Origin of the sequence: Sphingomonas sp. NIC1, assembly GCF_001638925.1 — a bacterium.
Classification (GTDB): Bacteria; Pseudomonadota; Alphaproteobacteria; order Sphingomonadales; family Sphingomonadaceae; genus Sphingomonas; species Sphingomonas aquatilis.
This window is the reverse complement of record NZ_CP015521.1, coordinates 703,455-728,692: the sequence shown is the minus strand read 5'-3', so window position 1 is coordinate 728,692 and position 25,238 is coordinate 703,455. Positions and strand designations below refer to the sequence as shown.

The following is a 25,238-nucleotide window of genomic DNA, read 5'->3' as shown; positions in this document are numbered from 1 at the left end:
TCCTCGAAGAACCGGCGGCACATCGTCCGCCTGTTCCTTCGACGCGGCAGCCCGCATGATCCTTGGGAGCGCCCGTGCATTTTTTACGCGCCCCCGCCCAGCCGCTTGCGCGCCTCGTGCAGGCGCCACGACACCGTCGCTTCGGCGACGCCCAGGATCGCCGCCGCCTCGGCATGGGTCAGCTGCTGCCCCGCAACGAGCACCACCGCATCGCGATAGGCGGCGGGCAACTTCATCACCGCGCTCTTCACCCACATCGCATCGTGCAGGTCGGCATGATCGCCGCCGCGCCCGATCCCGGCGATCACCGCCAGCCGTTCGGTCAGCCCGCGAAACGCGCGGCCGCGGCGGCGCGCATCGCGGCAGGCGTTGAAGACGATGCCGCACAGCCAAGTCGAAAACCGCGCCTCGCCGCGAAAGCTGCCGATCCGCCGGACGAGCGCACAGCACACGTCCTGCGCGATATCCTCCGCATCGCTGCGCGATCCGGTCAGCTGCCAGGCGAGCGCATGGATCCGGTCGTAATGCCGATCGATCAGCGCACCGAACGCGTCGCGATCCCCCGCTATCGCCGCAGCGACCAGATCGGCGTCGGGGTCGCCATGGGAGCCTGGCGCTGGCGCAGGGGCCGACGACGCGCCGTCCGATCGCGCCTGCCCATCAAGACCGTCCCCCGCCATGCCCGCTGTCTGCCCGATCGCGCCGCGCGACGCCATGGCCGGTGTGCAGGGCACCCGTTTTCACCAGCGCCGGGGCGACGTCGTGGGATGGGAGGGATGTGCTCCGTCATTGCGAGCGCAGCGAAGCAATCCAGAGCCGGACCTGGACGCCCTGGATTGCCGCGCTTCGCTCGCAATGACGATCGGGGATGTTCTGCGGTGCCGTCTCTGGCGTCGCCTAGAGGTTCGGGCCGGCTATGCGTGGATGACCGCGGCCGCAGCGAATTGGACGAATACGCCCCTAATCGCCGCGCAGCCCCCGGCGTAGCGCGGTCAGGTCGATGCCATGCCGCTGCACCTTATAGTAGAAGGTCTTTCGCGGCAGCCCCAGCCGCTCCATCGCGATGCTGGCGTCGCCGCCCGCCGCGCGGATCGCCTCCACCATCGCTTCGCGTTCGAACGCGGCGACGCGGTCGGGCAGCGTCGCGGAGGACACGGCGGGGGCGCCATCGCCCGGTTCCAGGTCGAGCACGACGCGATCGGCGAAATGCGCCAGCTCGCGCACGTTGCCCGGCCAGTGATGCTCCGCCAGCCGCTCGCGCGCCATCGCGGTTAGCGGCGGCACGGGCATGCGCAGCCGTGCGGCGGACGCGTCGACCAGATGCGCGAACAGCAGGGGGATGTCCTCGCGCCGCTCGCGCAGCGGCGGAAGTCGCAGGCGGACTGCGGCGAGGCGATAGAAGAGCTCGGGGCTGATCGCCGCCGGGCCGTGCTCGCCCGCTTCGCCGCCCGCCGCGATGATACGCAGATCGATCGGCGCGGGCGCCCGCGTGCCCGTCCGCACCGCGCGCTCCTCGATCAGCGGCACCAGCCGGGCCTGCAGGCGCGGCGAGGCGCGATCGATATCGTCGAGGAACAGCGTCCCCCGGCTCGACGCCATGACGCCCGTGTCGCCGGGGCCGAACAGCTCGCCGTCGATCAGCTCTTCGGGAATCGCGGCACAGGCGACGGGGACGAAGCGGTGCCGCCCGCGCCGCCCGGCCCGGTGGATCAGACGCGCGAGCAATTCCTTGCCCGTCCCCGTCTCGCCCTCGATAAACAGGTCGATGTCGGCATTGGCCAGCACCGGCACCATTTCGCGCAGCCGCCGGATCGCCGGGCTGCGGCCGACCAGCGCCGCGGCGACGCCGCCGCTCTCCGCCTCCTCGGCCGCGGCGCGCAACTGCCGGTTTTCCAGCGTCAGCGCGCGTGCCGTCGCGGCGCGGCCGACGGCCGCGACCAGCGCATCGGGATCGCACGGCTTGCTGAGGAAATCCCACGCGCCCGCCTTCAGCGCGCCGACCGCGGTCGCCACATCGGCATGACCCGTCACCAGGATCACCGGCAGCGCCGGGTCGCGCGCGTGCAGCGTTGCGAACAGCTCCAGCCCGGACATGATCGGCATGCGGATATCGCTGACCACGACGCCCGGATAGTCGGCGCCCAGCGCGTCTAGCGCAGGCGGCGCGGCGGCGAAGCTGTCGACGGTAAAGCCGGCCAGCGACAGCCATTGCGCGGTTGCGGCGCGCAGATCGTCGTCATCGTCGACCAGCGCGACGCGGGGCGTGATCTCGCTCATGCGCGCCGCATCGCGATGGCGAAGGCGGCGCCTTGCGTGCTCGGCACCAGCCGCAGCGATCCGCCGAGGTCGTGCATGATATCCTGCGCGATCGTCAGCCCCAGTCCCAGCCCGGTCGGGCGGCTGGTGGCGAAGGGGGTGAACAGCCGTTCGGCGATGTCCGGCGCGATGCCGGGGCCGGTATCGGCGATCGTCAGCACCACGCATTCGCCCTGATCGTCCAGCGAGATGGTGATCGCGGGCGCGGGCTGGCCGTCCAGCGCCTCGACCGCATTCTGCAGGATATTGACCACCACCTGTTCCAGCCGCACGCGACCGGCGACCACCAGCAGGCCGGGCGGCAAGGTGGGCCAGCGCACCGCGACACGCGACAGCCGCTCCTTCAGGATCAGCCGCGCGCCGTCGAGCACTTCGGCAAGCGCCACCGGACCGATCGCGCCCGACCCCTTGCGCGAAAAGCCGCGCAGTTCGGCCGTCACCGCGCCGATCCGCTCGGTCAGCCGCGCGATGGCGTGCAGGTTGCCGCGCACCTCCTCCAGCGCACCGCGATCCAGCAGCGCCTCGCCCGCGGCGGCATAGGTACGGATGGCCGCGACCGGCTGTGCGGTTTCATGCGCGACGCTGGCGGTGATCTGGCCCAGCGCGGCGAGGCGGTTCGCCTGGCGCAGCCCCTCGCGCAGGTCGTCGGCGCGCGCCTCCGCCGCGGCCCGTTCGGCGATCTCGCGGCTCAGGTCCGCGGTGCGTTCGGCCACCGCCGCCTCCAGCGCCTCGGTCCGTTCCGCGCGGCGGCGGGCACGCTCACGCAACGCCCAGCCCATCGCGACGAGTGCCAGCATCGCCAGCGCCGCCGCGCCGGCGGCATTGCGCATCGCCGCGGTGATCGCGCCGCGCGTCGGCATCGCGAGCGTCACCCGCCAGCCGGCGGCATCCGCCGGGCTGGTCGCCATCATCAGCGTCTCGCCACTCGCGCCATCGGTCAGCCGGCCATCGGCATCGCGCCAGGGGCGGGGGCCCAGCGCCGCGATGCCGAAATCGGCGCGGGCTGCGGCGGCGGCGGCGGGCGCCAGCGGGCGCGTCTCGGCAAAGCGCCACGACCCGCGGCTGGTGACCAGGATGACGCCCTGCGGCCCCGTGGCAAAGGTGATGCCGCCGGCCTGCCGCCATTCGCGTTCGACCCGGTCGAGCTCCAGCTTTACCACCACGACGCCGCCGTCGCGGGTGCGCCTGGACAGGTACAGGCCCGGCCGATGGCTGACGGTGCCGAGCGCGAACTGCTCGGCCTGACCGGTCCGCGCGGCCTGCGCATAATAGCGGCGGAAGCGATAATTGTTGCCGACGAAACTGTCGGGCATGCGCCAGTTGCTCGCCGCCAGCGTGTTGCCGTCGCGGTCGATCACATAGATCACCGCCGCGCCGGTGCTCGTGGCCAGCCCCTCCAGCTTTCGGTTCAGCGCCGCCGCAAAGCCCGGCGTGCCCGCCAGCGTGCCCACGACGTCGCGATCGTCAGACAGCGCTTCGGGCAGCAGGCGGAATCGGGCGATCTCGCTGGTCAGCAGCGATTGGCGCAAGCGGACGTCGGCGGTCAGCGCGGCCTCGAACCGCGTGCGTGCGTTGCGTTCGGCGACCATGCCGATCGCCAGTGCCGCCAGCACGCTGGCCGCCAGCGCGGCGAGCACCCATCCGATCCGGCGCACGATTCTCGAATCCCGCATGCCGGCACCGTACGCCGGTGACGGCCCGTGTGCAATTTTCGGCACTGGATGATGCGGAGAAGGCGAATAGTGACACGGTATGCAACGGATGACCTCGCTAAACCGCTACAAATGAACGATTAAAATATGCGCGGTTTACTGTTTCAGTCCGCGTGGATCGTCCGGCAACACTGCTCCCAACCACACCGCGACGCACGCGGGTTATTCGAGAGGAGCCGCATCCATGACGATCTATCCGGCCACCAGCGGAACGCCGCACGCGGTTCCGCCCGCGGCACGCCCCTGGTACGCCCACCTCTATGTCCAGGTGCTCGCCGCGATCGTCGCGGGCGTGCTGCTCGGCCATTTCGCGCCCACCACCGGCGAAGCGCTCAAGCCGCTCGGCGACGCCTTCATCAAGCTCGTGAAGATGGTGATCGCGCCGGTCATCTTCCTCACCATCGTCACCGGCATCGCCGGGATGCGCGATCTCGCCTCGGTCGGCCGCGTCGCGGGCAAGGCGTTCATCTACTTTCTGTTCTTCTCTACGCTGGCGCTGATCATCGGCATGGTCGTCGCCAATGTCGTCCGGCCGGGCGCGGGGCTCAACATCGATCCCGCGACGCTCGATACCAGCAAGATCGCCGATTTTGCCGAAAAGGCGCATGAAACGACGCTGGTCGGCTTCCTGATGAGCATCATCCCCGACACGTTCCTGTCGTCGATGACCGAGGGCAACATCCTGCAGGTGCTGCTCGTATCGATCCTGTTCGGCGTGGCGCTGGCGCTGGTCGGCGATCGCGGCGCGCGCGTGCTCGACCTGCTCGAAGACGTGTCGATCGCCTTCTTCAAGCTGGTCGGCATCGTCATGAAGGTCGCGCCGATCGGTGCGTTCGGCGCGATGGCCTTCACCGTCGGCAAATACGGGATCGTGGCGCTGAAGGGCCTCGCCTGGCTGGTCGGCAGCTTCTACTTCACCTCCTTCCTGTTCGTCGTCGTCGTCCTCGGCATCGTCGCGAAGCTCGCCGGTTTCTCGATCTTCACGCTGATCCGCTATCTGAAGGCGGAATTGCTGCTGGTGCTCGGCACCTCGTCGTCGGAAAGCGCGCTGCCGGCGCTGATCGAAAAGATGGAGCGCGCAGGTTGCCCCAAGTCGATCGTCGGCCTGGTCGTGCCGACCGGCTATTCGTTCAACCTCGACGGCACCAACATCTACATGACGCTGGCGGCGCTGTTCATCGCGCAGGCGTGCAACGTCGACCTGACGATCGGCCAGCAATTGCTGCTGCTGGGCGTCGCCATGTTCTCGTCGAAGGGCGCGGCAGGCGTCACCGGGGCCGGGTTCATCACGCTGGCCGCCACGCTGTCGATCGTCCCCTCTGTGCCGGTCGCCGGCATGGCGCTGATCCTGGGCATCGACCGCTTCATGTCGGAATGCCGCAGCCTGACCAATTTCATCGGTAACGCCGTCGCCACCGTCGTGGTCGCGCGGTGGGAGGGCAAGTTCGACCAGCAGCAGTTCGACCTGGCGGTGGCCGGTCGTCTGCCCCGCGTCGAGGATCTGCCCGCGGGTGCCGTCGCGGCCGAATGACCGCACCAGACGGCGGCGCCGGTGATGCGCCGCCGTCCCACCACCGACTGAAAGATCGATCCCATGTCCAACATCGCGCGCCAATTGGTCGCCACCGCCACGCTCGCCCTTCTCGCCGCCACCCCGGCGCTGGCCGAGACCCCCGCCGCCGCAACTGCAACCGCTGCCGCCCCCGCCGGACAGGCGCTACCGCCCAAGGAGCGGGGCAATCAGGTCCCGGCCTCTCCCGTCTCCGAAGCCTATCCCGCCGAAGCAATCGGCGACGGCGTCACCAGCGGCGGCTACAACCAGTCGCGCTGGGTGGAGGACTGGCGCCGCTATCGCGACCCCAAGAAGCGCGACGACATCCTCGACCGGCTGAAGTTCATCCCGCTCGACGGCAAGGGCGACATCTATCTGACGCTGTCGGGCGAATTGCGCTTCCGCGTCAACGAAACGACCAACCCCAATCTGCGCGCGGGTGAGGCGCAGCGGCAGGACATCACGCGCATCGTCGGCGGCGCCGATCTGCATCTGGGCAGCTACGTCCGCCTGTTCGGCGAACTGGCGCATGGCGGCCTCGCCGGGCAGAATCTCGGTACGATCACCCCGCAGATGCGCAACGATCTGGTCGTCCAGCAATCCTTCGTCGACCTCACCGGCACGGTCGCGCAGGCCGACGTCGGCATCCGCTACGGGCGCCAGACCTTCGCCGACGGCCCGAACCTGATGGTCGTGCCGCGCGACAACAACACGATCTTCACCGTCTATAACGGCACCCGCGCCTGGGCGCGCGCGAAACAGGTGCGCGTCGACCTGTTCGATTTCCATACGACCCAATTGGGCGTCGGCGGTACGGGCGACGACATCAGCGATCGCGGCCGCCGCTTCTCTGGCATTTCGGGCGGTATCGTCCTGCCCAAGACGCTGTTCGGCGGGTCGAAACTCTACCTCGACCCCTTCTTCTGGCGGTTGCGCAATAGTGCCGCCACCTGGGGCCGTACGACGACGCGTGAAGAGCGCTTCTTCTACGGCCTGCACACGCTGGGGGACATCGGCCCGGTCAACCTCGACTGGACGGTCAATCATCAGGGCGGCCATTTTGACGGCCGGCCGATCAGCGCCTGGCTGCTACTGTTCGCGCAGAACTATCGCCTGGGCAAGGATCGTGGCGCACCGCGCGTCGGCTTTCACGCCGATTACGCGTCGGGCGGCGGCGCCTATACCGGCGGCACGCTGCGCAACGCGCTCGCGCCCTTCGGCAACAACATCTATTACAGCTACCAGCTGTACGCGACACCGACCAATTTGATCGCGCTCGCGCCGACCTTCACCTTCAACCCGCTGAAGACCGTGCGCCTCTCGGCGGAATATCAGCTCAGCTGGCGCGATACGGTCCGCGATGCGGTGTATCGCGCGAACGGCACCGCCTTCGCCGGCACGCAGAATGTCCCGGGCCGCAAAATCGCCGACACCGCGCGCCTGCAAGCGGTCTGGACGATCTCGCCCCGCGTCAGCGTCACCGGCCGCTACGAACATCTGATGGCGGGTCCGGCGCTGAAGAACGCCGGCTACAGCAGTTCGGACTTCCTCGCCGGCTGGCTCAGCCTGCGCTTCTGACCGGGCGGGGCCCAATACGACATTAGGCCACGTTCCGAGGGGAACGTGGCCTAATGTCGTCTCGAAAGAGATACACGCCGCCGCTCATCGTCGGCTGAACGAACCACCTGAACAAGCAAGTGGCGGAGACGGAGTCCTCCGAACCTATGACCAGCCTGATTCAGTGCTGACCGACCAGACCGCAGAAACCCTTCCGTTTCTACCCTGTAGCTTCCGCACCTGACCGTTGACGACCGGCCACAACCGCATAGAAGTGTGGGGCGCAATGTGGGGCTTGAAGGCTGATGGGCAACCTGACTGTGGTGCGGGTGAAGGCACTAAAGGAACCGGGCCGCTACTCCGATGGGGACGGCCTGCTGCTGGTAGTCCGCGAGAGTGGCGCGAAGTCATGGCTCTGGCGCGGGCAGGCCAACGGGAAGCGGCGTGACATAGGACTAGGCTCCTACCCGGACGTGAGCTTAGCCGAGGCCCGCGATAAGGCAGCGGCAACGCGCAAGCAGATGCGGGCCGGTGATGATCCTGTGGAAGCCAAGCGCGCGGCGAAGAAGGCCGCTGCCACAATCCCCACGTTCCGCGCCGCCGCTGGGATGGTTCATGCAGAGCGTGAAGGCGACTGGCGCAACGACAAGCACAAGGCGCAGTGGATCAACACACTGACGACCTATGCCTTTCCCGCGATCGGTGACCGGCCAATAGACAAGGTGACGAGTGGCGACGTACGCGACCTGCTCGTGCCGATATGGCAGAGCAAACCCGAGACGGCGCGGCGTGTCCTTCAACGGATCGGTAAGGTGCTCGACTGGGGCTACGCCAAGGGCCACTGCGCTGGCGAGGCCCCGATGCGCTCGATCCGGGCCGGGCTGAACAGGCAGACCAAGAAGCCCGAGCACTTCGCATCACTGCCGCACGATCAGGTCGCCGCTTTGATGGTGAAGCTGGCGACCAGCGACACGGCCGGCCGGCTTGCCCTTCGCTTCCTGATCCTGACTGCTGCGCGATCCGGCGAGGTGCGTGGCGCGACGTGGGACGAGATCGGCGACGGCATCTGGACTGTTCCCGCCGAGTGTGGATCGGCGTGGAAAAGGGACCCCGTTAGCGGGGTGATCGGCGTCGAAAAGGGACCCCTCATCCTGGTGTTCTAGGCTGTTCGCTTGGCGGTGTGTCAGGCGGCGAGATCGGGATGCTGGTATTGGAGACGGTGTTGAGGATCCGGCGCGAGCACGCGTCGGGCAAGGCCATCAAGGCGATAGCGCGGGACCTGCACCTGTCGCGCAAGGTGGTGCGCAAGGCGATCCGGGCGCCGGAAGCGGACATGGGTTATCGGCGAGAGGTGCAGCCGCTGCCGAAGCTGGGGCCGTTTCAGGCGCGACTGGATGCGTTGCTGGAGGAAGATGAGGCACGGCCGCGGCGCGAGAAGCTGCGCCTCACGCGCATCCACGACCTGCTGCTACGCGAGGGGTTCGATGGCTCGTACGACGCGGTTCGCCGTTATGCGGCGCGCTGGCGGCAGGCGCAGCGTCGCGACGTGATGAATGCGCCGGCGTTCATCCCGCTGCTGTTCCGGCCGGGCGAGGCTTACCAGTTCGACTGGAGCCACGAGGACGTCGAGATCTCGGGCAAGCCGATGCGCGTGAAGGTCGCGCATGTCCGGCTGTGCGCGTCGCGGGCAATGTATGTGCGGGCCTATCCCCGCGAGACACAGGAGATGCTGTTCGACGCGCATGCACGGGCGTTTGCTTTCTTCGGAGGCGTGCCGACGCGCGGCATCTACGACAACATGAAGACGGCGGTGACGAGCGTGTTCACCGGCAAGGAGCGGGTCTTCAACCGTCGCTTCCTGGTCATGGCCAACCATTACATGGTCGAGCCGACCGCCTGCTCGCCGGCGTCGGGCTGGGAGAAAGGTCAGGTCGAGAACCAGGTGCAGACCGCACGCGGTCGCTTCTTCCAGCCGCGCCTGCGATTTACCGGCCTCGAGGAGTTGAACGGCTGGCTGGAGGCGGAGTGTCGGCGCTGGGCAGAGTTGCACCAGCATCCCGAGCAGAAGGAGCTGACAGTCGCCCAGGCATGGGCAGCAGAACGGGCGGTGCTCCAGCCTGTTGTCGCACCCTTCGACGGCTTCCACGAGAGCGAGCATGCGGTAAGCGGCACATGCCTCATCAGCTTCGAGCGCAACCGCTATTCCGTTTCTGCCAGGGTGGTGCGACGTGCCGTCCAGGTCCGCGCCTATGCCGACCGCATCGTCGTGCGCTGCGACGGTGAAGTCGTCGCCGACCATCCCCGGTTCTTCGGCCGCGACCGGACCATCTACGACCCGTGGCACTATCTGCCGGTGCTGGTGACCAAGCCGGGTGCCCTGCGCAACGGCGCACCGTTCCAGGGCTGGGAGTTGCCGCCTGCGCTGGCACGACTGCGGCGCAAGCTTGGCACCGGCGACGATGCCGACCGGCGGTTCGTGCGGGTGCTGGCAGCGGTGCTCGACGACGGGCTGGAGGCGGTAGAAGTGGCCGTGCGCGAAGCATTGCTGGCCGGCGTCGCCAGCGACGACGTCATCGTCAACATCCTGGCCCGCCGGCGCGAACCGCCGCGACCGCTGACTATTGTCACGCCAGAAGATCTGGCGCTGCGCCATCCGCCCCGTGCCGACTGCAACCGCTATGACAGCCTGCGAGGTCTCCATGCAGCGGCATGAGATGATGACGGCCATGGCCGAGTTGGGGCTGAAGGGCATGGCTGGCGCCTTCGACGAGGCGGTCACTACCGGTCTCCAGCGCAAGCGCACGACCATGGAGGTCCTGACCGACCTGCTGCGTGCCGAGGCGACGCACCGCCATGCAGCCTCGGTCCGTTACCGGATGTCGGCCGCCAGGTTACCCGCGGTGAAGGACCTCGACGCCTTCGTCTTCGGCGACACTCCCATCAACGAGGGACTGGTGCGCTCGCTGTACAGCGGCTCGTTTCTTCCGGGCCAACGCAACGTCGTGCTGGTCGGTGGAACGGGTACCGGCAAGACGCATCTCGCCACCGCCATCACTGCCAATGTGGTACGAGCCGGCGCCCGCGGACGCTACTTCAACACAGTGGACCTGGTGAACCGGCTCGAGGAGGAAACGCGCCTCGGCAAGGCCGGCACGCTGGCGGCCCAGCTTTCGCGCCTCGATCTCGTGGTGCTCGACGAGCTTGGCTACCTGCCGTTTGCACGCTCGGGCGGTCAACTGCTCTTCCACCTCGTCAGCAAGCTCTACGAGAAGACCTCGGTCATCGTCACCACCAACCTGGCCTTTGGTGAGTGGCCGACCGTCTTTGGCGACCCCAAGATGACCACCGCGCTGCTCGACCGCATTACCCACCATTGCGACATCGTCGAAACCGGCAACGACAGCTGGCGCTTCAAACATCGAAGCTGAAGCCTGGGGCACCGGCAGAGAACGCTTCGTGCTGGTTGCGCCTCCGGTCGGGCTACGCCCGCCCTACGCCGCAACCAGCACGAACAGTGCGCCCGTCATACCCGTTACGCTGCTCGACGAAGGGGGTCCCTTTTGCACGCCGATAGGGGGTCCTTTTTGGACGCCGATTGACACGGTGTGAAACGTGTCAGCACATCGAGAGCAAGGCAGACGTGCTGAGGAGCGCGAGCGCTGCCGCTTTCCCATCCAGCCACTTCGGCGGCGCTCACGCCAAACTGTGACGCAACTTCTTCAATGGTGAGCCCGGCATCAGTTCTAAGGGCGGAAAAAGACATGAAACTTCCTAAGAACAAGTGGCAGGCGGTGACGTGACCCCCGTTTCTTCATCCACCTGGAACTAGAGACCGGCCCATGGAAGGGACGGACGGAATGAAGCGGAAGCAGTTTTCGGAAGAGCAGATCATCGGCATTCTGAAGGAGGCCGAGGCCGGCGCGGTGGTGACGGAGCTTTGCCGCAAGCACGGCATGTCGAGCGCGACCTACTACGCCTGGAAGGCCAAGTATGGCGGCCTGGAGGTGTCCGAGGCGAAGCGACTGCGGGCGCTGGAAGACGAGAATGGCAGGCTCAAGCGGCTGCTGGCCGACGCCATGCTGGACAATGCGGGGTTGAAAGACCTGCTGGCAAAAAAGTGGTGAGCGCGGCCGCCAAACGGGAGGCGGTCGCGCGGTTGCAGGCTGGATTCGGGATGAGCGAGCGGCGCGCCTGCGCCGTGATCGGGGCCGACCGGACGAGCATGCGCTACCGCTCATGTCGCGGGGGCGACGAGGATCTGCGGGCACGGCTGCGCGAGTTGGCAGGCCAGCGTCGCCGTTTCGGCTATCGACGGCTGCACATCCTGCTGCGGCGCGACGGCGTCACCATCAACCGCAAGAAGACGCAGCGGCTCTACCGAGAGGAGGGCCTGACGGTGAGGCGCAGGAAGGGACGAAGGCGCGCCGTGGGCGCGCGGGCACCTGGGCCGGTGCTGGCGCTCCCCAACCAGCGCTGGAGCCTGGACTTCGTGCATGACCAGCTTGCCACCGGCCGGCGGTTTCGCGTGCTCAACATCGTCGACGACGTCACGCGCGAATGCCTGCGTGCGGTGGTGGACACCTCGATCTCCGGCAAGCGGGTCGTACGCGAGCTGGTCGACCTGGTCGCCGAGCGTGGTCGGCCAGGCATGATTGTCAGCGATAACGGCACCGAGCTGACCTCAAATGCGGTGCTGGTCTGGTCGGACGAGTCAAAGGTCGAGTGGCACTACATCGCGCCGGGCCGCCCCATGCAGAACGGCTATGTCGAGAGCTTCAACGGCCGTATGCGCGACGAGCTGCTCAACGAGACGCTGTTCCTCAGCCTCGCGCACGCCCGCGCCGTGGTCCGGGAATGGGTCGACGACTACAACACCGAGCGGCCGCACTCCTCGCTCGGCTACGCCACCCCGGCGGCCTTCGCCGCCGAGATCGAGAAGCAACGGCCTGGACGCGTCCAGGCCGTTGCTTCGTGTGCGCTCGTGCACCACAACAAACGCCGGTCTCTGGTCCCGGCTGGATGAAAGCCGGGGGTCACGTCAGCGGGAGCAAGCTCGTCCGGTTGACAGAATGATTGGTAGCCGACGCTAGCGATCCACCGTCAAACCTGTAAGCCTTCGGATTGTCCGCACACCACATTCCTCCGGGAATCTGACGATCACCATCGGCTTACGCCCTCGCTCCACGAGCCTTGCGCACAGCAGTGCGAGATTGAACGCGATCACGAGTTCCTCGTCGTCAGCAACGAGCTGGTGCGGGTCATCAACGATACGAAGGTTCTGCCGTTCATTCAGGGCGAGGTAGTTCGGCCGCTTGGGGCTCCCGACTAAGCAACTCGACAACGAGGATACGGCGTTCAAACGCGAGCTGATGGCGGCGCTACAGAACGCCTGTCAGCGTCCCGCCGCCGGTGAAGTGGAGCTGTTTGACGACTCCCCTGAGGCGGTCCGCTTCACCATGCTCATGCAAGAGGACATTTGGAAGCCGACACTCGCCGGTGCATTAGGGGATCAGCTGCTATTCGGCGGCGTTCCCTGACCTGTCCCGCGTATCGTTCAGCTCTGGCAACATGAGCACTAAGCGCGCGCAAAAAGTGCAAAAAATAGAACGCGACCGGATGGGGCACTATCGCACCAGCCGTGGACTTCAGCTGAAAATGAGGGTGTTACCCTTATCGGGCACGTCCGACCATGTGTCCGCTAAAGCCACGGAATGCGACTGTGGGGCTGGGTGTGGGTCTATGTGCGTGGCCAGGGCATAAAACACAACGGTTACATGCACTTGGGAAGTGCATTTGGCGGAGACGGAGGGATTCGAACCCTCGGTACGGTTTCCCGTACGACGCTTTAGCAAAGCGTTGGTTTCAGCCACTCACCCACGTCTCCGAGCTGCGGCGTCGGGCGGCTATAGCGAGGGTCTTTCGGGGGATCAACGGGGTTGAGGCCCGCATTCGATCGTAATTTCGGCGCCGCCCGCCGTTCGTTCATTGCCGGGCAAGCGCCGGGGTGGTTAACGGGGGGCGGCGCCGTGTGGCGCGACGAGGGGGAATGGTGATGCGGGTGATCGGTTTCGCGCTGGCGGCGAGTGCGCTGGTGGCAGCAAGTGCGCCCGCACAGGTGACGACGATCGATCCCAATCGCGCGATCGACGGCGATCTGTCGACGCAGGCGCGGACGACATCCTCCACCCCGCGCAGCGCGCCGCGCCCCACGCCGACCCCGGCTCCCTCCGTGGAGCGCGACTGGGCGGCGCAGCCGGAGACCACGGCTGGCGCGTCCGGCGCCGGCTTCACCCAGGCCCCCGCACCCGCCTATGCCAGCCAGACGACCGAGGCGCAGCAGCAGGCGCAGGCCGACGCCACGCTGAAGGCCGCTTCCACCTATCAGCGCGAAGACCTGCTCGCCGCGGGCGAGGGCGTGTTCGGCAAGGGCGCGGCGGGCCTCGCCGGCATGCTGGAAAAGGTGCTGAAGGAGCAGGGCGAGCCCAATGCCTATATCGCGGGCCGCGAGGCGGCGGGCGCGTTCGTGCTGGGCGTGCGCTATGGCTCGGGGATCATGAGCCACAAGGTGGAGGGACAGCAGCCCGTCTATTGGACGGGCCCGTCGGTGGGCTTCGACGTCGGCGGCGACGCCAACAAGGTGTTCGTCCTCGTCTACAACCTCTATGATACCGAAGAGCTGTTCCGCCGCTTCCCGGCGGTGGAGGGGCGGCTGTATCTGGTCGGCGGCTTTGCCGCGACCTATCTGCGCCGTGGCAACATCGTGCTGATCCCGATCCGCCTGGGCGTCGGTTACCGCGCGGGCGTCAACGTCGGCTATATGAAGATCACGCACAAGGCGAAGTGGCTGCCGTTCTGATCGGTCGGGTAAGCGCTGTACGTCAGTCGGAGCGACGCGCCACCCGTAAGGCCTAAGCCCCATCCGTCATTGCGAGCGTAGCGAAGCAATCCAGAGCCGGACCAGGACGCCCTGGATTGCTTCGCTGCGCTCGCAATGACGATCGCGACCCGGCGCAGCCCTTTGCAGTGAAGCTCAGGCGAGCAGCGTCGCGATCCGCTCCATCCGTTCGCCAGCGTCGGCGATCCGTTCGGCCAGGATCAGCCGGCCGTTCTTTGTCTCCAGCCCGTCGACCTGCCCGGCGATATCGCTGTCCGCCCGCGGCGTCAGCGCCACCGCGGCGGGGCCGGCATCGATCCGCGCGACGCCATGCGCGCGGGCCAGTTCGCGCACGCGGGCCAGCGCGATCAGCCGCATGGCGGCGTCGGGTACGTCGCCGAACCGGTCGCGCAATTCCTCCTCGAACGCCTCGACGTCCTCGACGTCGCGCAGCCGCGCGAGCCGGGCGTAGAGCGACAGCCGCAAATCCTCGTCCGGAATCCAGTCCGCCGGCAATTGCCCTTCCAGCCCCAAATGCAGTTCGGGCGTCCAGCGCTCCACCGTCTCGCCGCGCGCGGTGCGTAGCGCGCCTTCGAGCAACTGTTGGTAGAGCTCGACGCCGATCAGCCGCATATGCCCCGCCTGCGTCTCGCCGAGCAGATCGCCCGCGCCGCGCATGTCGAGGTCGCGCCCGCTGATCGCTAACCCCGCGCCCAGCCGATCGAACGCCTCCAGCGTCCTGAGGCGCTTCAGCGTGCGCGGCGCGATGGCATGCTCGCCATCGGTGAACAGCAGCACCTGCCCGCGCCGATGCCCGCGCCCGACGCGCCCGCGCAGCTGGTGCAATTGGGCGAGGCCGAAGCGGTCGGCATGGACGATCGCCATCGTATTGGCGCGCGGCACGTCCAGCCCCGCCTCGATGATGTTGGTCGCGAGCAATACGTCGCCGTCGCCGCGGCCGAAGCGCACCATCGCCTCGTCGATCTCGGCAGCCGGCATCTTGCCATGCGCCTGCAACAGCTCGAGTTCGGGCACCAGCTTGGCCAGCTGGTCCGCGAGCGGCGCCATGTCGGCGATGCGCGGCACGACGACAAAGCTCTGCCCGCCGCGCGCGCGCTCTCGTAACAGGGCCGCGCGCAGCGTCTCGGGCGCGAAGGCGGAGACGGCGGTGCGGATCGGCTGGCGGCGCGCCGGTGGCGTCGCGATCACCGAGAGCTGGCGCAGGCCGACGAGTGCCGCTTGCAGCGTGCGTGGGATCGGGGTGGCCGACAGCGTTAGCACATGGCCCGCCGACCCATCGCCGGCCGACAACGCCTGCAGCTTCGCCTTGTCCGCGGCGCCGAAGCGCTGCTCTTCGTCGACGATCACCAGCGCCAGGTCGCGATAGGCCACGCCCTTGCCGGCCACCGCGCCCGTGCCGATCACGATATGAATGCTGCCATCCTTCAGCCCCGCTTTCACTCGGCGCGCCTCGGCGGCAGTGGACAGGCGCGACAGGCCGGCGACGACGATATCCGTGCCGGCGAAGCGCTGCGTGAAGCTGTCGAGATGCTGGCGGGCGAGCACGGTCGTCGGCGCGGCGAGCGCCACCTGCTTGCCCGAAAGCGCGGCGATGGCCGCGGCGCGCAATGCGACCTCGGTCTTGCCGAAGCCGACGTCGCCGATCACCAGCCGGTCCATCGGCCGCCCGGAGGCCAGATCGCTGCGCACCGCCTCGATCGTGAGCAGCTGGTCGGGCGTTTCGGAGAAGGGAAAGCCCGCGGCGAAGCGTTCATAGGCGGCGGGATCGGGATCGAGCACCGGCGCCGTCCGCTCGCCGCGTTCGGCGGCGAGGTTCGTCAGCCCGCGCGCGGTTTCGGCGATCGCGGCGTCGATGCCGACGCGGCGCTCGTGCCAGCTCTTGCCATCGAGCGTGTCGAGCTTCACCGCATCGTCTTCGGCCCCATAGCGCCACAGCCGGTCGGCATCCGCCACCGGCACCAGCCGTACCGCGTCGCGCGCATACACCAGCTTGATCGCGTCGCCGCCGGTCTCCCCGTCCTCCGCCAGAGTTTCCAGCCCTGCGACGGTGCCGATGCCGTGATCCTCATGGATCACCGTATCGCCGACGCGGATCTCGGTCGTCTGGAGCAGGTCAGGGTCGACGCGCCGCACCGCCCCGTCGTCGCGATCCGCACGGCTGCCGATCAGGTCGGCAGCGGCGACCGCCAGCACGCCCTTCGTCGCGAACCCGCGATCGGCGGGGGCCGCGAGCGTGAGCAGCGATCCCTTCGGCGCCTCGGCTACGGCCGCCCAGTCGTCCAGCGTGGTTGCACTCGCGTCCACCGCCTTCTCGATCCGTTTGGTCAGGAAACGCAAGTCGCGCGCGCTGCCAAGCACAACGACCCGCGTGCCCGCGGCCAGCGCCGCCTTGGCGACCTTAGCGAAGGCGCGCATCGGTCCGCGCTGTTCGACGAAGCGGGGCGGGGGATCGCCTGCTTTGGGCAGAGCCTTGACGGTCCGTTCTGCCATCGCCGCGGTCCATGCGTCTTCGTCCACCACTTCGCGCGCCGCCCGGCGGGCGCCCCGCGCGGCGGCATCCGCGCTCAGCAGCAGCAGGCGGCGGCGGCGGTCGTCCGCGGCGGGCGACACGACGATCGTCGCATCGGGCAGATGGTCGATCAGCGTGCAGCGTTCCGCGCCCAGCGGCGGTTCGGCGACGCGGCCCAGCTCGCGCTGCTTGACCTCGCCCGTGCTGCGCTGGTCGGCGGGGTCGTAGGACCGGATCGCGACGACATGGCCATCGCCCACCTCGATCCGCAGCGGCGCGTCCGCATCGGCGGGAAAGACGTCGAGCACCGCGCCGCGCAGCGCCAGCTCGCCCGGTTCGTCGACCCGCTCGTCGGCGATATAGCCGAGGTCGGTGAGCGCCTCGGCCAGCGTCGCCAGATCGCATGCGCTGCCGACCGTCACTCGCGGCGGTTCGGCATCGAAGGCTGCGGGGGCAGGGCAGGCGCGGGCGAGCGCCTCACCCGTTGTGATCAGCGCGATCCGCGGCCGGCGACGCCTGGCGAGCGTGCAGCGCACGGTGCGCAGCGCCGACACGCGCTGCCCGACGTTGGCGGGGGAGGCGGGCGCCTCGTCCCCGGGCAGCGCGTCGGTGCCGGGACAGACCACGACCGTCGCCGCGGGCATCATCGCGGCGAGCGCGCGGGTCAGCGCCGCCGCGCGTACCTCGTCCGCTTCCGCCGCCAGCACGTCGCTTTTGCGCAGCAGACCGGCGAGCCCCGCCGCGGTTTCGGCAATGCCCAGCCGCCCGTGGGGCCGGTCGTCGCCCGGGGCGAGGGTCGCGATCTCCGCGGCGGACAGCGTACGCATGAACTGGGGCATCCTGTTGAAGGATAACCGGAAACACCCGCCCGCCCATCGCCGTTCCGCGCTTGGGCAAAAGAAGATCGCCCGCATGCCCGCGGATCGCCCCGCGCAGATGATCGTTGGCAGCGCGCCCGCGTCGCGGCATCAGACCCGCAGACACTCCTCCCTTTCATGAGAGACGCCATGACCCAGACCGCCCTCATCACCGGCGCCACCGCCGGCATCGGTGCCGCTGCCGCCCAGGAATTCGTCGGCGCCGGCTGGCGCGTCATCGCCACCGGCCGCCGCGCCGACCGGCTGGACGCGCTGAAGGCGGAGTTGGGCGATGCGGTCCACACGCTCGCCTTCGATATTGCCGACGACGCCGCCACCGCCGCCGCGCTCGACAGCCTGCCCGCCGACTGGCGCGACATCGACCTCCTCATCAACAACGCCGGCCTGGCGCTCGGCACCAAGCCCGCGCAGGAGGCGAAGCTCGACGACTGGCGCACGATGATCGCCACCAACGTCTCGGCCCTCGTCGCGCTGACGCACCGGCTGCTCCCCGGCCTGATCGAACGCCAGGGCGCGATCATCAACCTGTCGTCGGTCGCGGCGACCTATCCCTACACCGGCGGCAACGTCTACGGCGGCACCAAGGCGTTCGTGGAGCAATTCTCGCTGGGGCTACGCTCGGACCTGCACGGCACCGGCGTGCGCGTCACCTCGATCGAGCCGGGGATGGTCGAAACGGAGTTCACCGTCGTGCGCACCGGCGGCGATCAGGGGGCATCAGACACGCTCTACAAGGGCGCCGACCCGATGACCGCGGAGGATATCGCCGCGACGATGCTCTGGGTCGCGACGCTGCCCCCGCATCTCAACATCAACCGGCTGGAACTGATGCCGGTCAGCCAATCCTTCGCCGGCTTCCAGGTCGCGCGGAAGGGGTAGGGGCGGACCAAAAACGCCGTTCGCCCTGAGCTTGTCGAAGGGCTGGGTGCTCCGCGCGGTGCGGTTCGTGCGTACAGGTGTGCTTCGACAAGCTCAGCACGAACGGGGGATATATGGCCCGTTAGTCCCGCCCCGCGCACGGATCGCGCAGATGCTGCGACAGGAAGGCGATCAGCGCCTCGACGCGCGCCGGGCGCAGCGCGCTGGGCGGGGTGACGATGTGCAGCCCGATCGGCGCCGGCGCCCAGTCCGCCAGCAGCGGCACCAGCGCGCCGCTCGCCAGATGCGGGCCGACGATGAAGGCCGGCAGGCGCGCGATCCCCAGGCCGGCGAGCAACGTGGGCACCAGCGCCTCGCCGCTGTTGGCGATCAGCGGCCCCTGCGGCCGGATCGCGACGTCGCTGCCGTCGGCGTGCTGGAAATGCCACGGCCCGGTGACGTTCGAATAGCCGAGCAGCCGATGCGCCGACAGCGCCGCCGGGTGCGCGGGCGTGCCATGCTCCGCCAGATAGGCAGGCGACGCGACCAGATGCGCTGCGATATCGCCCAGCCGCCGCGCGCGCAGGCTGCTGTCGGCCAGCTCGCCGATGCGCAGCGCCACGTCGAACCCTTCGGCAACGATATCCACCCGTGCGTCCGAACAATGCAGGTCGATCTCGACGCCCGGATGCTCTTTCAGGAACGTCGCGAGCAGCGGGGCGACGTTGCTGATGCCGAAGCTCATCGGCGCCGCCAGCCGGACGCGCCCGGTCGGTACGCTTGCGGCATCGCGCGCCGCTTCCTCCGCCGCGCGCGCCTCGCCCAGGATGCGCGTCGCATGGTCGGCGAGCGGTCGCCCCGCCTCGGTCAGCGCCAGCCGGCGCGACGTGCGGTGGAACAGCGACTGGCCGATATGCGCCTCCAGCCGGCTGATCGCCTTGGAGACGGTCGCCTTGCTCAGCCCGATCGCATCGGCGGCGCCGCTAAACGAGCGATGCTCCACCACCGCGGCGAAGATCGCCCAGGCCTCCAGATCCGGCAGTCGCATCGATCCCCCCACAGGTTGCAACCGCCAGCCTTACCCAAAGGAACCGCTTGAGGAAACGATCGGTTTCCACCGTTTCCGTTTACGCGCCGATGGGCCGACGCCATCTTGGCGGCCAAGACAGATGGAGATGTTCGCGATGACCAAGGTTCTGGTGCTCTATTATTCCTCCTACGGCCATATCGAGAAGATGGCCGACGCCGTCGCCGAGGGCGCGCGCGAGGGTGGGGCAGAGGTCGCCATCCGCCGCGTCGCCGAAACCGCGCCGGACGAGATCGTCAAGGCGGCCGGCTTCAAGACCGACACCGCGCACCCGCTGATCGAGGGCCCCGATGCGCTCGCCGACTATGACGCGATCATCGTCGGCGCGCCGACCCGCTACGGCCGGATGCCCAGCCAGATGGCGGCCTTCTGGGACACGACCGGCGGCCTGTGGTTCAAGGGCGCGCTGATCGGCAAGGTCGGCGGCGCCTTCACCTCGACCGCCAGCCAGCACGGCGGGCAGGAAACGACGCTCTTCTCGCTCATTACCAACCTGCTGCACCACGGCATGGCGATCGTCGGCCTCGATTACGGCTTCCAGGCCCAGATGGGAGTCGATGAAGTCCGCGGCGGTTCGCCCTACGGCGCCACCACGATAGCCGGCGGCGACGGCTCGCGCCAGCCGCATGCCGAGGAACTGGCCGGCGCCCGCTACCAGGGCAAGCGCATCGCCGAGACGGCGGCGAAGCTGAAGGCGTAACGGCGGCCAAACCCACCCCGTCACCCCGGACTCGTTCCGGGGTCCACCAAGCGGCACGGGGACGGCAAGCGGCTCCAGCCTCCCCCTTGCGGACCGGTGGACCCCGGAACGAGTCCGGGGTGACGGGGCATTTTGGGTGAAGCATCACGCCCCCCACGCCATGATGACGCCCGCCCGCCACCGCGCTACCACCCGCACATGACCCAAGCCCCCACGCACCCCCCACGTCCCCGTCTCGCCTATCACCACACGCCGGGCACCGGTCCGACGATCGTCTTCCTCCCCGGCTATGCCTCCGACATGACCGGCACCAAGGCGCTGGCGCTGGAGGCCTGGGCGGGCCGCACCGGCCGTGCCTTCCTGCGCTTCGATTACGGCGGCTGCGGCGCGAGCGAAGGCGACTTCGCCGACCAGACGCTCGCCGGCTGGCGCGACGATACGCTGGCGATGATCGACCAGATCGTCGCCGGACCGGTGGTGCTGGTGGGATCGTCGATGGGCGGCTGGCTGATGCTGCTCGCCGCCAGGGCACGGCCCGATCGCGTGCGCGGCCTCGTCGGCATCGCGCCGGCCCCCGATTTCACCGATTGGGGTTTCACGCTCGACGAAAAAATGGCGATCCTGCAGCAGGGCAAGCTGGAGCGTGCCAACCCCTATGGTCCCGAACCGACGCTCTACACCCGCGCCTTCTTCCAGTCGGGCGAAGCCAACCGATTGATGTTCGGCACCATTCCCTTCGACGGTCCGGTGCGGCTGGTGCAGGGGCAAGCGGACCCCGACGTGCCGTGGGATCGCACCGTGCATCTGGCCGAGCTGATCCGTTCAGCCGACGTGCAGACGTGGCTGGTCAAGGACGGCGACCACCGCCTGTCGCGCGACACCGACGTCGCGCTGATCGTCCGCGCGGTCGAGGACGTGCTGAGCCGCTTATGATCCTGTTGTTCGCCGCCGCCTTACAAGCCGCCACCGCTGCTCCTGCCGACCCGCGCGAGGCGCGTTTCGACCGCTGCGTCGCGCTCGCCCGCACCGATCCCGCCGCCGCCCGTGCCGAAGCGGTCCGCTGGGGCGCCAGCGGCGGCGCCTGGTTCGCACGCCAATGCGCCGGCCTGGCGTACACGCAGGAGGGCAACTTCCCCGCCGCCGCCGTCGAATTCGAAGCGGCCGCCAAGGCGGCCGAAACCGCGCACGACAAACGCGCCGCCAATTACCGTGCGCAGGCGGGCAATGCCTGGCTCGCGGCCGGCGACGTGCCCAAGGCGCGGTCCAACCTCGACACCGCGCTGATCGCGGGGACGCTGGAGGGGCTGGCGCTCGGCGAGGCGCAGCTCGACCACGCCCGCGTGCTGGTCGCGGCCGGTGAGCCCGAGGGCGCGCGTCGCGATATCGATATGGCGCTCAAGACCGCGGGCGACGACCCGCTGGCGTGGCTACTGTCGGCGACGCTGGCACGGCGCGAGGGCGACGTGATCCGCGCCAAGACGGACATTGCCGAGGCGCTGAAACGCTCCGCCGACGACGCCTCGGTGCAGCTCGAGGCGGGCAACATCGCCGCGCTCGCCCGCGACGAGGCCGGCGCCCGCGCCGCCTGGGCCGAAGCCGCACGCCTCGCCCCCAACGCCCCCGCAGGCAAGGAAGCCCGCGCCGCGCTCGCCCAATTCGGCGACGTGCCGGCGGCAAAGGCGGCACCGACAGGCCGCTGACGCCCACCGAACCCATCGAGTCGTCCAGCAGAAGCACTGGGCGACAATCTGCGCAGCCATAAGTCCTCCCCCGCCAGGGGGAGGTGGCATGCCGAAGGCATGACGGAGGGGGCGGACGGAAACGTCTCTAGTAACGAAGCGCTACCCTTACCTCCCCCTCCGTCACCGCCTTCGGCGGCGCCACCTCCCCCTGGCGGGGGAGGACTTATGACTGCGCCCAACCCCCACCCGTCACCCCGGACTTGTTCCGGGTTCCACTGACCCGCGGGGGCAGCGCCTGAGCCTCTTGCCGTCCCCCCGCCGCCCGGTGGACCCCGGAACAAGTCCGGGGTGACGAAGTGGCCCCCCCTCGACGGCACCGACGCCCTCCCTTACGCGTTGGGGCACGATCGTTCCCCAAGTCCAAGGGCAAGGCATGCATTACCTCCACACCATGATCCGCGTCAGCGATCCCGACGCGACGATCGCCTTCTTTAACGTGCTCGGCCTCCACGAAGTCCGTCGCATCGACAACGAGCAGGGCCGCTTCACGCTGATCTTCCTCGCGACGCCCGAAGACGCCAAGCTCGGCGACCGCCGCGCCGAGGTGGAGCTGACCTACAATTGGCCGGCACAGGACGGCAGTGCGCCCGAAACCTACACCGGCGGCCGCAATTTCGGCCACCTCGCCTATCGCGTCGACAATATCTACGACAGCTGCCAGGCGCTGATGGACCACGGCGTCACGATCAACCGCCCGCCGCGCGACGGCAACATGGCGTTCGTGAAGACCCCCGACGGCATTTCGATCGAGCTGTTGCAGGCGGGCGACCCGCTGCCGTCGGCCGAGCCCTGGGCGTCGATGCCCAACACCGGCAGCTGGTGACGCCATGACGCTGGAGATCGTCCGCGTTCCCGTGCTCAGCGACAATTACGCCTGGCTGATCCATGACGATGCCAGCGGCGAGACGGTCGCGGTCGATCCCGGCGAGGCGGCGCCCGTACAGGCCGCCGCCACACAGCGCGGCTGGCGGATCGATCAGGTGTGGACGACGCACTGGCACCCCGATCACGTCGGCGGCAACGAGGCGTTGCGGGCGGCGGGCGCCCGCATCACCGGTCCGGCGCGCGAGGCCGCGAAGATCCCGACGCTCGACGCGACGGTGGACGAAGGCGACGTGGTCCACATCGGCGGATCGGTCGCGCAGGTGCTGCACGTTCCCGGCCACACCGCCGGCCACATCGCCTTCCACCTCGCCGACGATCAGGCGATCTTCACCGGCGACACATTGTTCGCGCTGGGTTGCGGGCGGTTGTTCGAAGGCACGCCGGCAGAGATGTTCGCCAACATGCAGCGCTACGCCGCGCTGCCCGACGCGACGCGCGTCTATTGCGGCCACGAATATACCCAAAGCAACGGCCGCTTCGCGCTCAGCGTCGAGCCGGACAATGCGGCGCTGGTCGAGCGGATGCGCGCGGTCGACGCAGCCCGCGCGGCGGGCGAGGCGACCGTGCCGACCACCATCGGCCTGGAGCGCGCGACCAATCCGTTCCTGCGGGCGAAGGACGCGGACGAATTTGCCACGCTGCGGGCCGGCAAGGACAATTTCAAAGGCTGAGACGTTTTACCCGGCGACAGGAGCGACATATGGCGATCAGGACACCCCTTGCGTTGGCGACGCTGCTGCTGGCGGCGGCCTGCGCTCAGACGCCGCAGCAACGCCTTGCCGCCGAACAGGACAGCGCCGCCGCGGCCAGCGGCTTACAGAAGGAACTCGCCGGCCTCACCCCCGGTCAGCCGATGGCGTGCATGCCGCGCTTCAACAATACGCAGGTCAAGGCGTTCGGCCCGACATTGGTCTATTCGGTCAGCCGTACGCTCAAATACCGCACCGATACGTCGGGCGGCTGCGAGCGCGTTGCACGCGGTGATATCCTCGTCACGCAAAGCCCGATGAGCCAGGCGTGCCAGGGCGATATCGCGACCACGGTCGACCAAGGATCGCGGATGATGTCGGGCAGCTGCTCGCTCGGTCCATTCGTCCGCTACGAACGGCCGGCGCGATGAAGGCGCTGGCGCTGCTCGCCCTCGCGCTGCCGCTCATGGCGGCCAGGTCTGACCCGCTCGCCGACCGGGTGGCGGGGACCCCGGCCGACTGCATCACGCTGTCGAGCACCAACGGCCCGGAGATCGTCGATGCGCACACCATCCTCTATCGCCAGGGCGCGGGTCGCACGGTGTGGAAGACGGGACCGGTCGGCGCCTGCCCGTCGCTCGCGCCGCTCAACACGCTGATCATCGACGTGTGGGGCGGGCAATTGTGTCGCAACGATCGCTTCCGCGTGCTGACGCCGGGTACGTCGATCCCCTCCGCCTATTGCCGATTCACCCGCTTCACGCCCTATACGCTGCCGGAAAAGCGCTGATCCACCTGTTGATCTCACCCCAGCGCAGTCTGGGGTCTTTCGCGGCTCCTGCCCCGCGTCTCAACCGAACGATCCCAGCCTATGCCGCGATGACGGCCGGATCGGATGATAGCGACGCTGGCACCGGCACCACGATCCCCCTATCGTGTCGACATGATACGCCCGTTCCACCTTGCCTTTCCCGTCCACGATCTCGCCGCCGCGCGCGCCTTCTACGGCGGCACCCTGGGCTGCGCGGAGGGGCGATCAAGCGACGCCTGGATCGATTTTGATCTGTACGGCCATCAGATCGTCGCCCACCTCGATCCCGCCGCGCGCGCGGTGCGCGTCGAAAATGCCGTCGACGGCCATGACGTGCCGGTCCCGCATTTCGGCGCGGTGCTGACCATGCCGGACTGGGAGGCCCTGCGCGACCGCCTCGTCGCGGCGGGCACCCGCTTCGGCATCGCCCCGCATGTCCGCTTTGTCGGCCAACCGGGCGAGCAGGCGACGATGTTCTTCTACGACCCCTCGGGCAACGCGCTGGAGTTCAAGGCGTTTGCCGACGACGCGATGCTGTTCGCCACCACGAAGGACCCCGCATGACCGCGCCGATCGAAATCAACATTCCCCACCAGCTCGGCAAGCAGGGCGTCCGCGACCGGCTGGACGGCGGCATCGGCAAGATCGGCCGGCTGATACCCGGCGGCGCACAGGTCGATCACCGGTGGGAGGGCGACACGATGCACTTCACCGTCGGCGCGATGGGCCAGCAGATCGGCTGCCGCGCCACCGTGTCGGACAGCAACGTCCACGCGATCGTCGACCTGCCCGGCTTCCTCGGCCTGTTCGCCGGCAAGATCCGCGACGTCATCCAACAGGAAGCACCCAAGCTGCTCAAATAAAGATTCCTCCCTGCGCAGCGGGGAGGGGGACCGTTCGCGCAGCGAATGGTGGAGGGGCCCTTCCACGAGCGCGGCGCTCAGGGCTGCCCCCTCATTCACCGCCGCTCAAAAGTCCTCCCCCGCCAGGGGGAGGGGGACCGTTCGGCGTCAGCCGAATGGTGGAGGGGGAGGACGGCGGCGCCCG

At 68.6% G+C, this 25,238-nt stretch carries 24 protein-coding genes and 1 tRNA gene; 18 read left to right on the top strand and 7 right to left on the bottom strand.

Going from position 1 to position 25,238, the window contains the following annotated elements; all coding sequences use genetic code 11:
* Positions 1–83: 83 nt before the first annotated feature.
* The 3 genes from A7E77_RS03675 to A7E77_RS03665 form a co-directional block, all read right to left on the bottom strand.
* A complete protein-coding gene (locus A7E77_RS03675; protein ID WP_063685927.1) occupies positions 84–716 on the bottom strand; it encodes an RNA polymerase sigma factor in 633 nt (210 codons plus the stop codon).
* Positions 717–960: 244 nt separating this feature from the next.
* Positions 961–2,277: a sigma-54-dependent transcriptional regulator gene (locus A7E77_RS03670; protein ID WP_063685924.1), complete on the bottom strand. Its 1,317-nt coding sequence runs from the start codon at positions 2,275–2,277 to the stop codon at positions 961–963.
* The gene (locus A7E77_RS03665; protein ID WP_063685922.1) at positions 2,274–3,989 is read right to left on the bottom strand and encodes a sensor histidine kinase; all 1,716 of its coding nucleotides are present in this window, start codon (positions 3,987–3,989) and stop codon (positions 2,274–2,276) included. Before A7E77_RS03665 ends, A7E77_RS03670 begins: the two co-directional genes overlap by 4 nt.
* Before the next feature lie 223 nt (positions 3,990–4,212).
* Here A7E77_RS03665 and A7E77_RS03660 point away from each other — a divergent pair, with 223 nt between their 5' ends.
* The 5 genes from A7E77_RS03660 (at position 4,213) to istB (ending at position 10,565) form a co-directional block, all read left to right on the top strand.
* Complete coding sequence (locus A7E77_RS03660; RefSeq protein ID WP_063685920.1) at positions 4,213–5,559, top strand: dicarboxylate/amino acid:cation symporter; 1,347 nt, start codon at positions 4,213–4,215, stop codon at positions 5,557–5,559.
* A 63-nt stretch (positions 5,560–5,622) separates the two neighbouring features.
* A complete protein-coding gene (locus tag A7E77_RS03655) occupies positions 5,623–7,158 on the top strand; it encodes an alginate export family protein (protein ID WP_063685918.1) in 1,536 nt (511 codons plus the stop codon).
* 284 nt (positions 7,159–7,442) lie between these two features.
* A complete protein-coding gene (locus A7E77_RS03650) occupies positions 7,443–8,300 on the top strand; it encodes a tyrosine-type recombinase/integrase (protein ID WP_063685916.1) in 858 nt (285 codons plus the stop codon).
* Between the two features lie 38 nt (positions 8,301–8,338).
* Positions 8,339–9,850 carry an IS21 family transposase gene (istA, locus tag A7E77_RS03645; RefSeq protein WP_010487546.1) on the top strand — a complete coding sequence of 504 codons (1,512 nt, stop codon included), beginning with the start codon at positions 8,339–8,341 and terminating at the stop codon, positions 9,848–9,850.
* Positions 9,837–10,565, top strand: a complete 729-nt coding sequence (gene istB / locus A7E77_RS03640; RefSeq protein WP_062127353.1) for an IS21-like element helper ATPase IstB — start codon at positions 9,837–9,839, stop codon at positions 10,563–10,565. Before istA ends, istB begins: the two co-directional genes overlap by 14 nt.
* Before the next feature lie 104 nt (positions 10,566–10,669).
* Here istB and A7E77_RS18555 read toward each other — a convergent pair whose 3' ends face one another.
* Positions 10,670–10,900: a helix-turn-helix domain-containing protein gene (locus A7E77_RS18555; RefSeq protein WP_078462213.1), complete on the bottom strand. Its 231-nt coding sequence runs from the start codon at positions 10,898–10,900 to the stop codon at positions 10,670–10,672.
* A 94-nt stretch (positions 10,901–10,994) separates the two neighbouring features.
* Here A7E77_RS18555 and A7E77_RS03630 point away from each other — a divergent pair.
* Together A7E77_RS03630 and A7E77_RS17880 are read left to right on the top strand one after the other, a co-directional pair.
* A protein-coding gene (locus tag A7E77_RS03630) for an IS3 family transposase (RefSeq protein ID WP_413243588.1) occupies positions 10,995–12,160 on the top strand; the annotation gives its coding sequence in 2 pieces (ribosomal slippage) (positions 10,995–11,247 and positions 11,247–12,160; 1,167 coding nt in all).
* A 289-nt stretch (positions 12,161–12,449) separates the two neighbouring features.
* Positions 12,450–12,674 carry a hypothetical protein gene (locus A7E77_RS17880; RefSeq protein ID WP_063685911.1) on the top strand — a complete coding sequence of 75 codons (225 nt, stop codon included), beginning with the start codon at positions 12,450–12,452 and terminating at the stop codon, positions 12,672–12,674.
* 257 nt (positions 12,675–12,931) lie between these two features.
* On the opposite strand, the gene A7E77_RS03620 is transcribed toward A7E77_RS17880, so the two are convergent.
* Positions 12,932–13,021: transfer RNA gene (locus tag A7E77_RS03620), tRNA-Ser, on the bottom strand.
* A gap of 162 nt (positions 13,022–13,183) precedes the next feature.
* On the opposite strand from A7E77_RS03620, the gene A7E77_RS03615 reads away from it, so the two are divergent.
* Positions 13,184–13,993 (top strand): DUF1134 domain-containing protein, encoded by an 810-nt coding sequence (locus A7E77_RS03615; RefSeq protein WP_063685909.1) that lies wholly within the window; start codon positions 13,184–13,186, stop codon positions 13,991–13,993.
* 174 nt (positions 13,994–14,167) lie between these two features.
* Here the strand turns inward: A7E77_RS03615 and A7E77_RS03610 are convergent, their stop codons facing one another.
* Positions 14,168–17,368, bottom strand: a complete 3,201-nt coding sequence (locus A7E77_RS03610; RefSeq protein WP_063689697.1) for a TRCF domain-containing protein — start codon at positions 17,366–17,368, stop codon at positions 14,168–14,170.
* Positions 17,369–17,548: 180 nt separating this feature from the next.
* On the opposite strand from A7E77_RS03610, the gene A7E77_RS03605 reads away from it, so the two are divergent.
* Entirely contained in the window at positions 17,549–18,298 is a 750-nt protein-coding gene (locus A7E77_RS03605; RefSeq protein ID WP_017979660.1) for an SDR family NAD(P)-dependent oxidoreductase, read from the top strand.
* A gap of 121 nt (positions 18,299–18,419) precedes the next feature.
* On the opposite strand, the gene A7E77_RS03600 is transcribed toward A7E77_RS03605, so the two are convergent.
* Positions 18,420–19,325, bottom strand: a complete 906-nt coding sequence (locus A7E77_RS03600; RefSeq protein WP_063685907.1) for a LysR family transcriptional regulator — start codon at positions 19,323–19,325, stop codon at positions 18,420–18,422.
* A 136-nt stretch (positions 19,326–19,461) separates the two neighbouring features.
* Between A7E77_RS03600 and wrbA the strand changes: the two genes are divergently transcribed.
* From wrbA to A7E77_RS03555, 9 genes are all read left to right on the top strand, one after another.
* Positions 19,462–20,064, top strand: coding sequence for an NAD(P)H:quinone oxidoreductase (gene wrbA / locus A7E77_RS03595; RefSeq protein ID WP_024310391.1), 603 nt, complete (start codon positions 19,462–19,464; stop codon positions 20,062–20,064).
* Between the two features lie 198 nt (positions 20,065–20,262).
* Positions 20,263–20,997: an alpha/beta hydrolase gene (locus A7E77_RS03590; RefSeq protein ID WP_063685905.1), complete on the top strand. Its 735-nt coding sequence runs from the start codon at positions 20,263–20,265 to the stop codon at positions 20,995–20,997.
* Positions 20,994–21,764, top strand: coding sequence for a tetratricopeptide repeat protein (locus tag A7E77_RS03585; protein WP_063685903.1), 771 nt, complete (start codon positions 20,994–20,996; stop codon positions 21,762–21,764). The genes A7E77_RS03590 and A7E77_RS03585 overlap by 4 nt, the downstream gene beginning before the upstream one ends.
* A 415-nt stretch (positions 21,765–22,179) precedes the next feature.
* Positions 22,180–22,629: a VOC family protein gene (locus tag A7E77_RS03580; RefSeq protein WP_063685901.1), complete on the top strand. Its 450-nt coding sequence runs from the start codon at positions 22,180–22,182 to the stop codon at positions 22,627–22,629.
* Positions 22,630–22,633: 4 nt separating this feature from the next.
* A complete protein-coding gene (gene gloB, locus A7E77_RS03575; protein ID WP_063685899.1) occupies positions 22,634–23,362 on the top strand; it encodes a hydroxyacylglutathione hydrolase in 729 nt (242 codons plus the stop codon).
* Between the two features lie 29 nt (positions 23,363–23,391).
* Positions 23,392–23,811, top strand: coding sequence for a hypothetical protein (locus tag A7E77_RS03570; RefSeq protein WP_226341836.1), 420 nt, complete (start codon positions 23,392–23,394; stop codon positions 23,809–23,811).
* Positions 23,808–24,170, top strand: a complete 363-nt coding sequence (locus A7E77_RS03565) for a hypothetical protein (RefSeq protein ID WP_063685897.1) — start codon at positions 23,808–23,810, stop codon at positions 24,168–24,170. Before A7E77_RS03570 ends, A7E77_RS03565 begins: the two co-directional genes overlap by 4 nt.
* 153 nt (positions 24,171–24,323) lie before the next feature.
* Positions 24,324–24,755: a VOC family protein gene (locus A7E77_RS03560; RefSeq protein WP_063685895.1), complete on the top strand. Its 432-nt coding sequence runs from the start codon at positions 24,324–24,326 to the stop codon at positions 24,753–24,755.
* Positions 24,752–25,054: a polyhydroxyalkanoic acid system family protein gene (locus A7E77_RS03555; RefSeq protein WP_017979649.1), complete on the top strand. Its 303-nt coding sequence runs from the start codon at positions 24,752–24,754 to the stop codon at positions 25,052–25,054. The genes A7E77_RS03560 and A7E77_RS03555 overlap by 4 nt, the downstream gene beginning before the upstream one ends.
* Positions 25,055–25,238 lie beyond the last annotated feature (184 nt).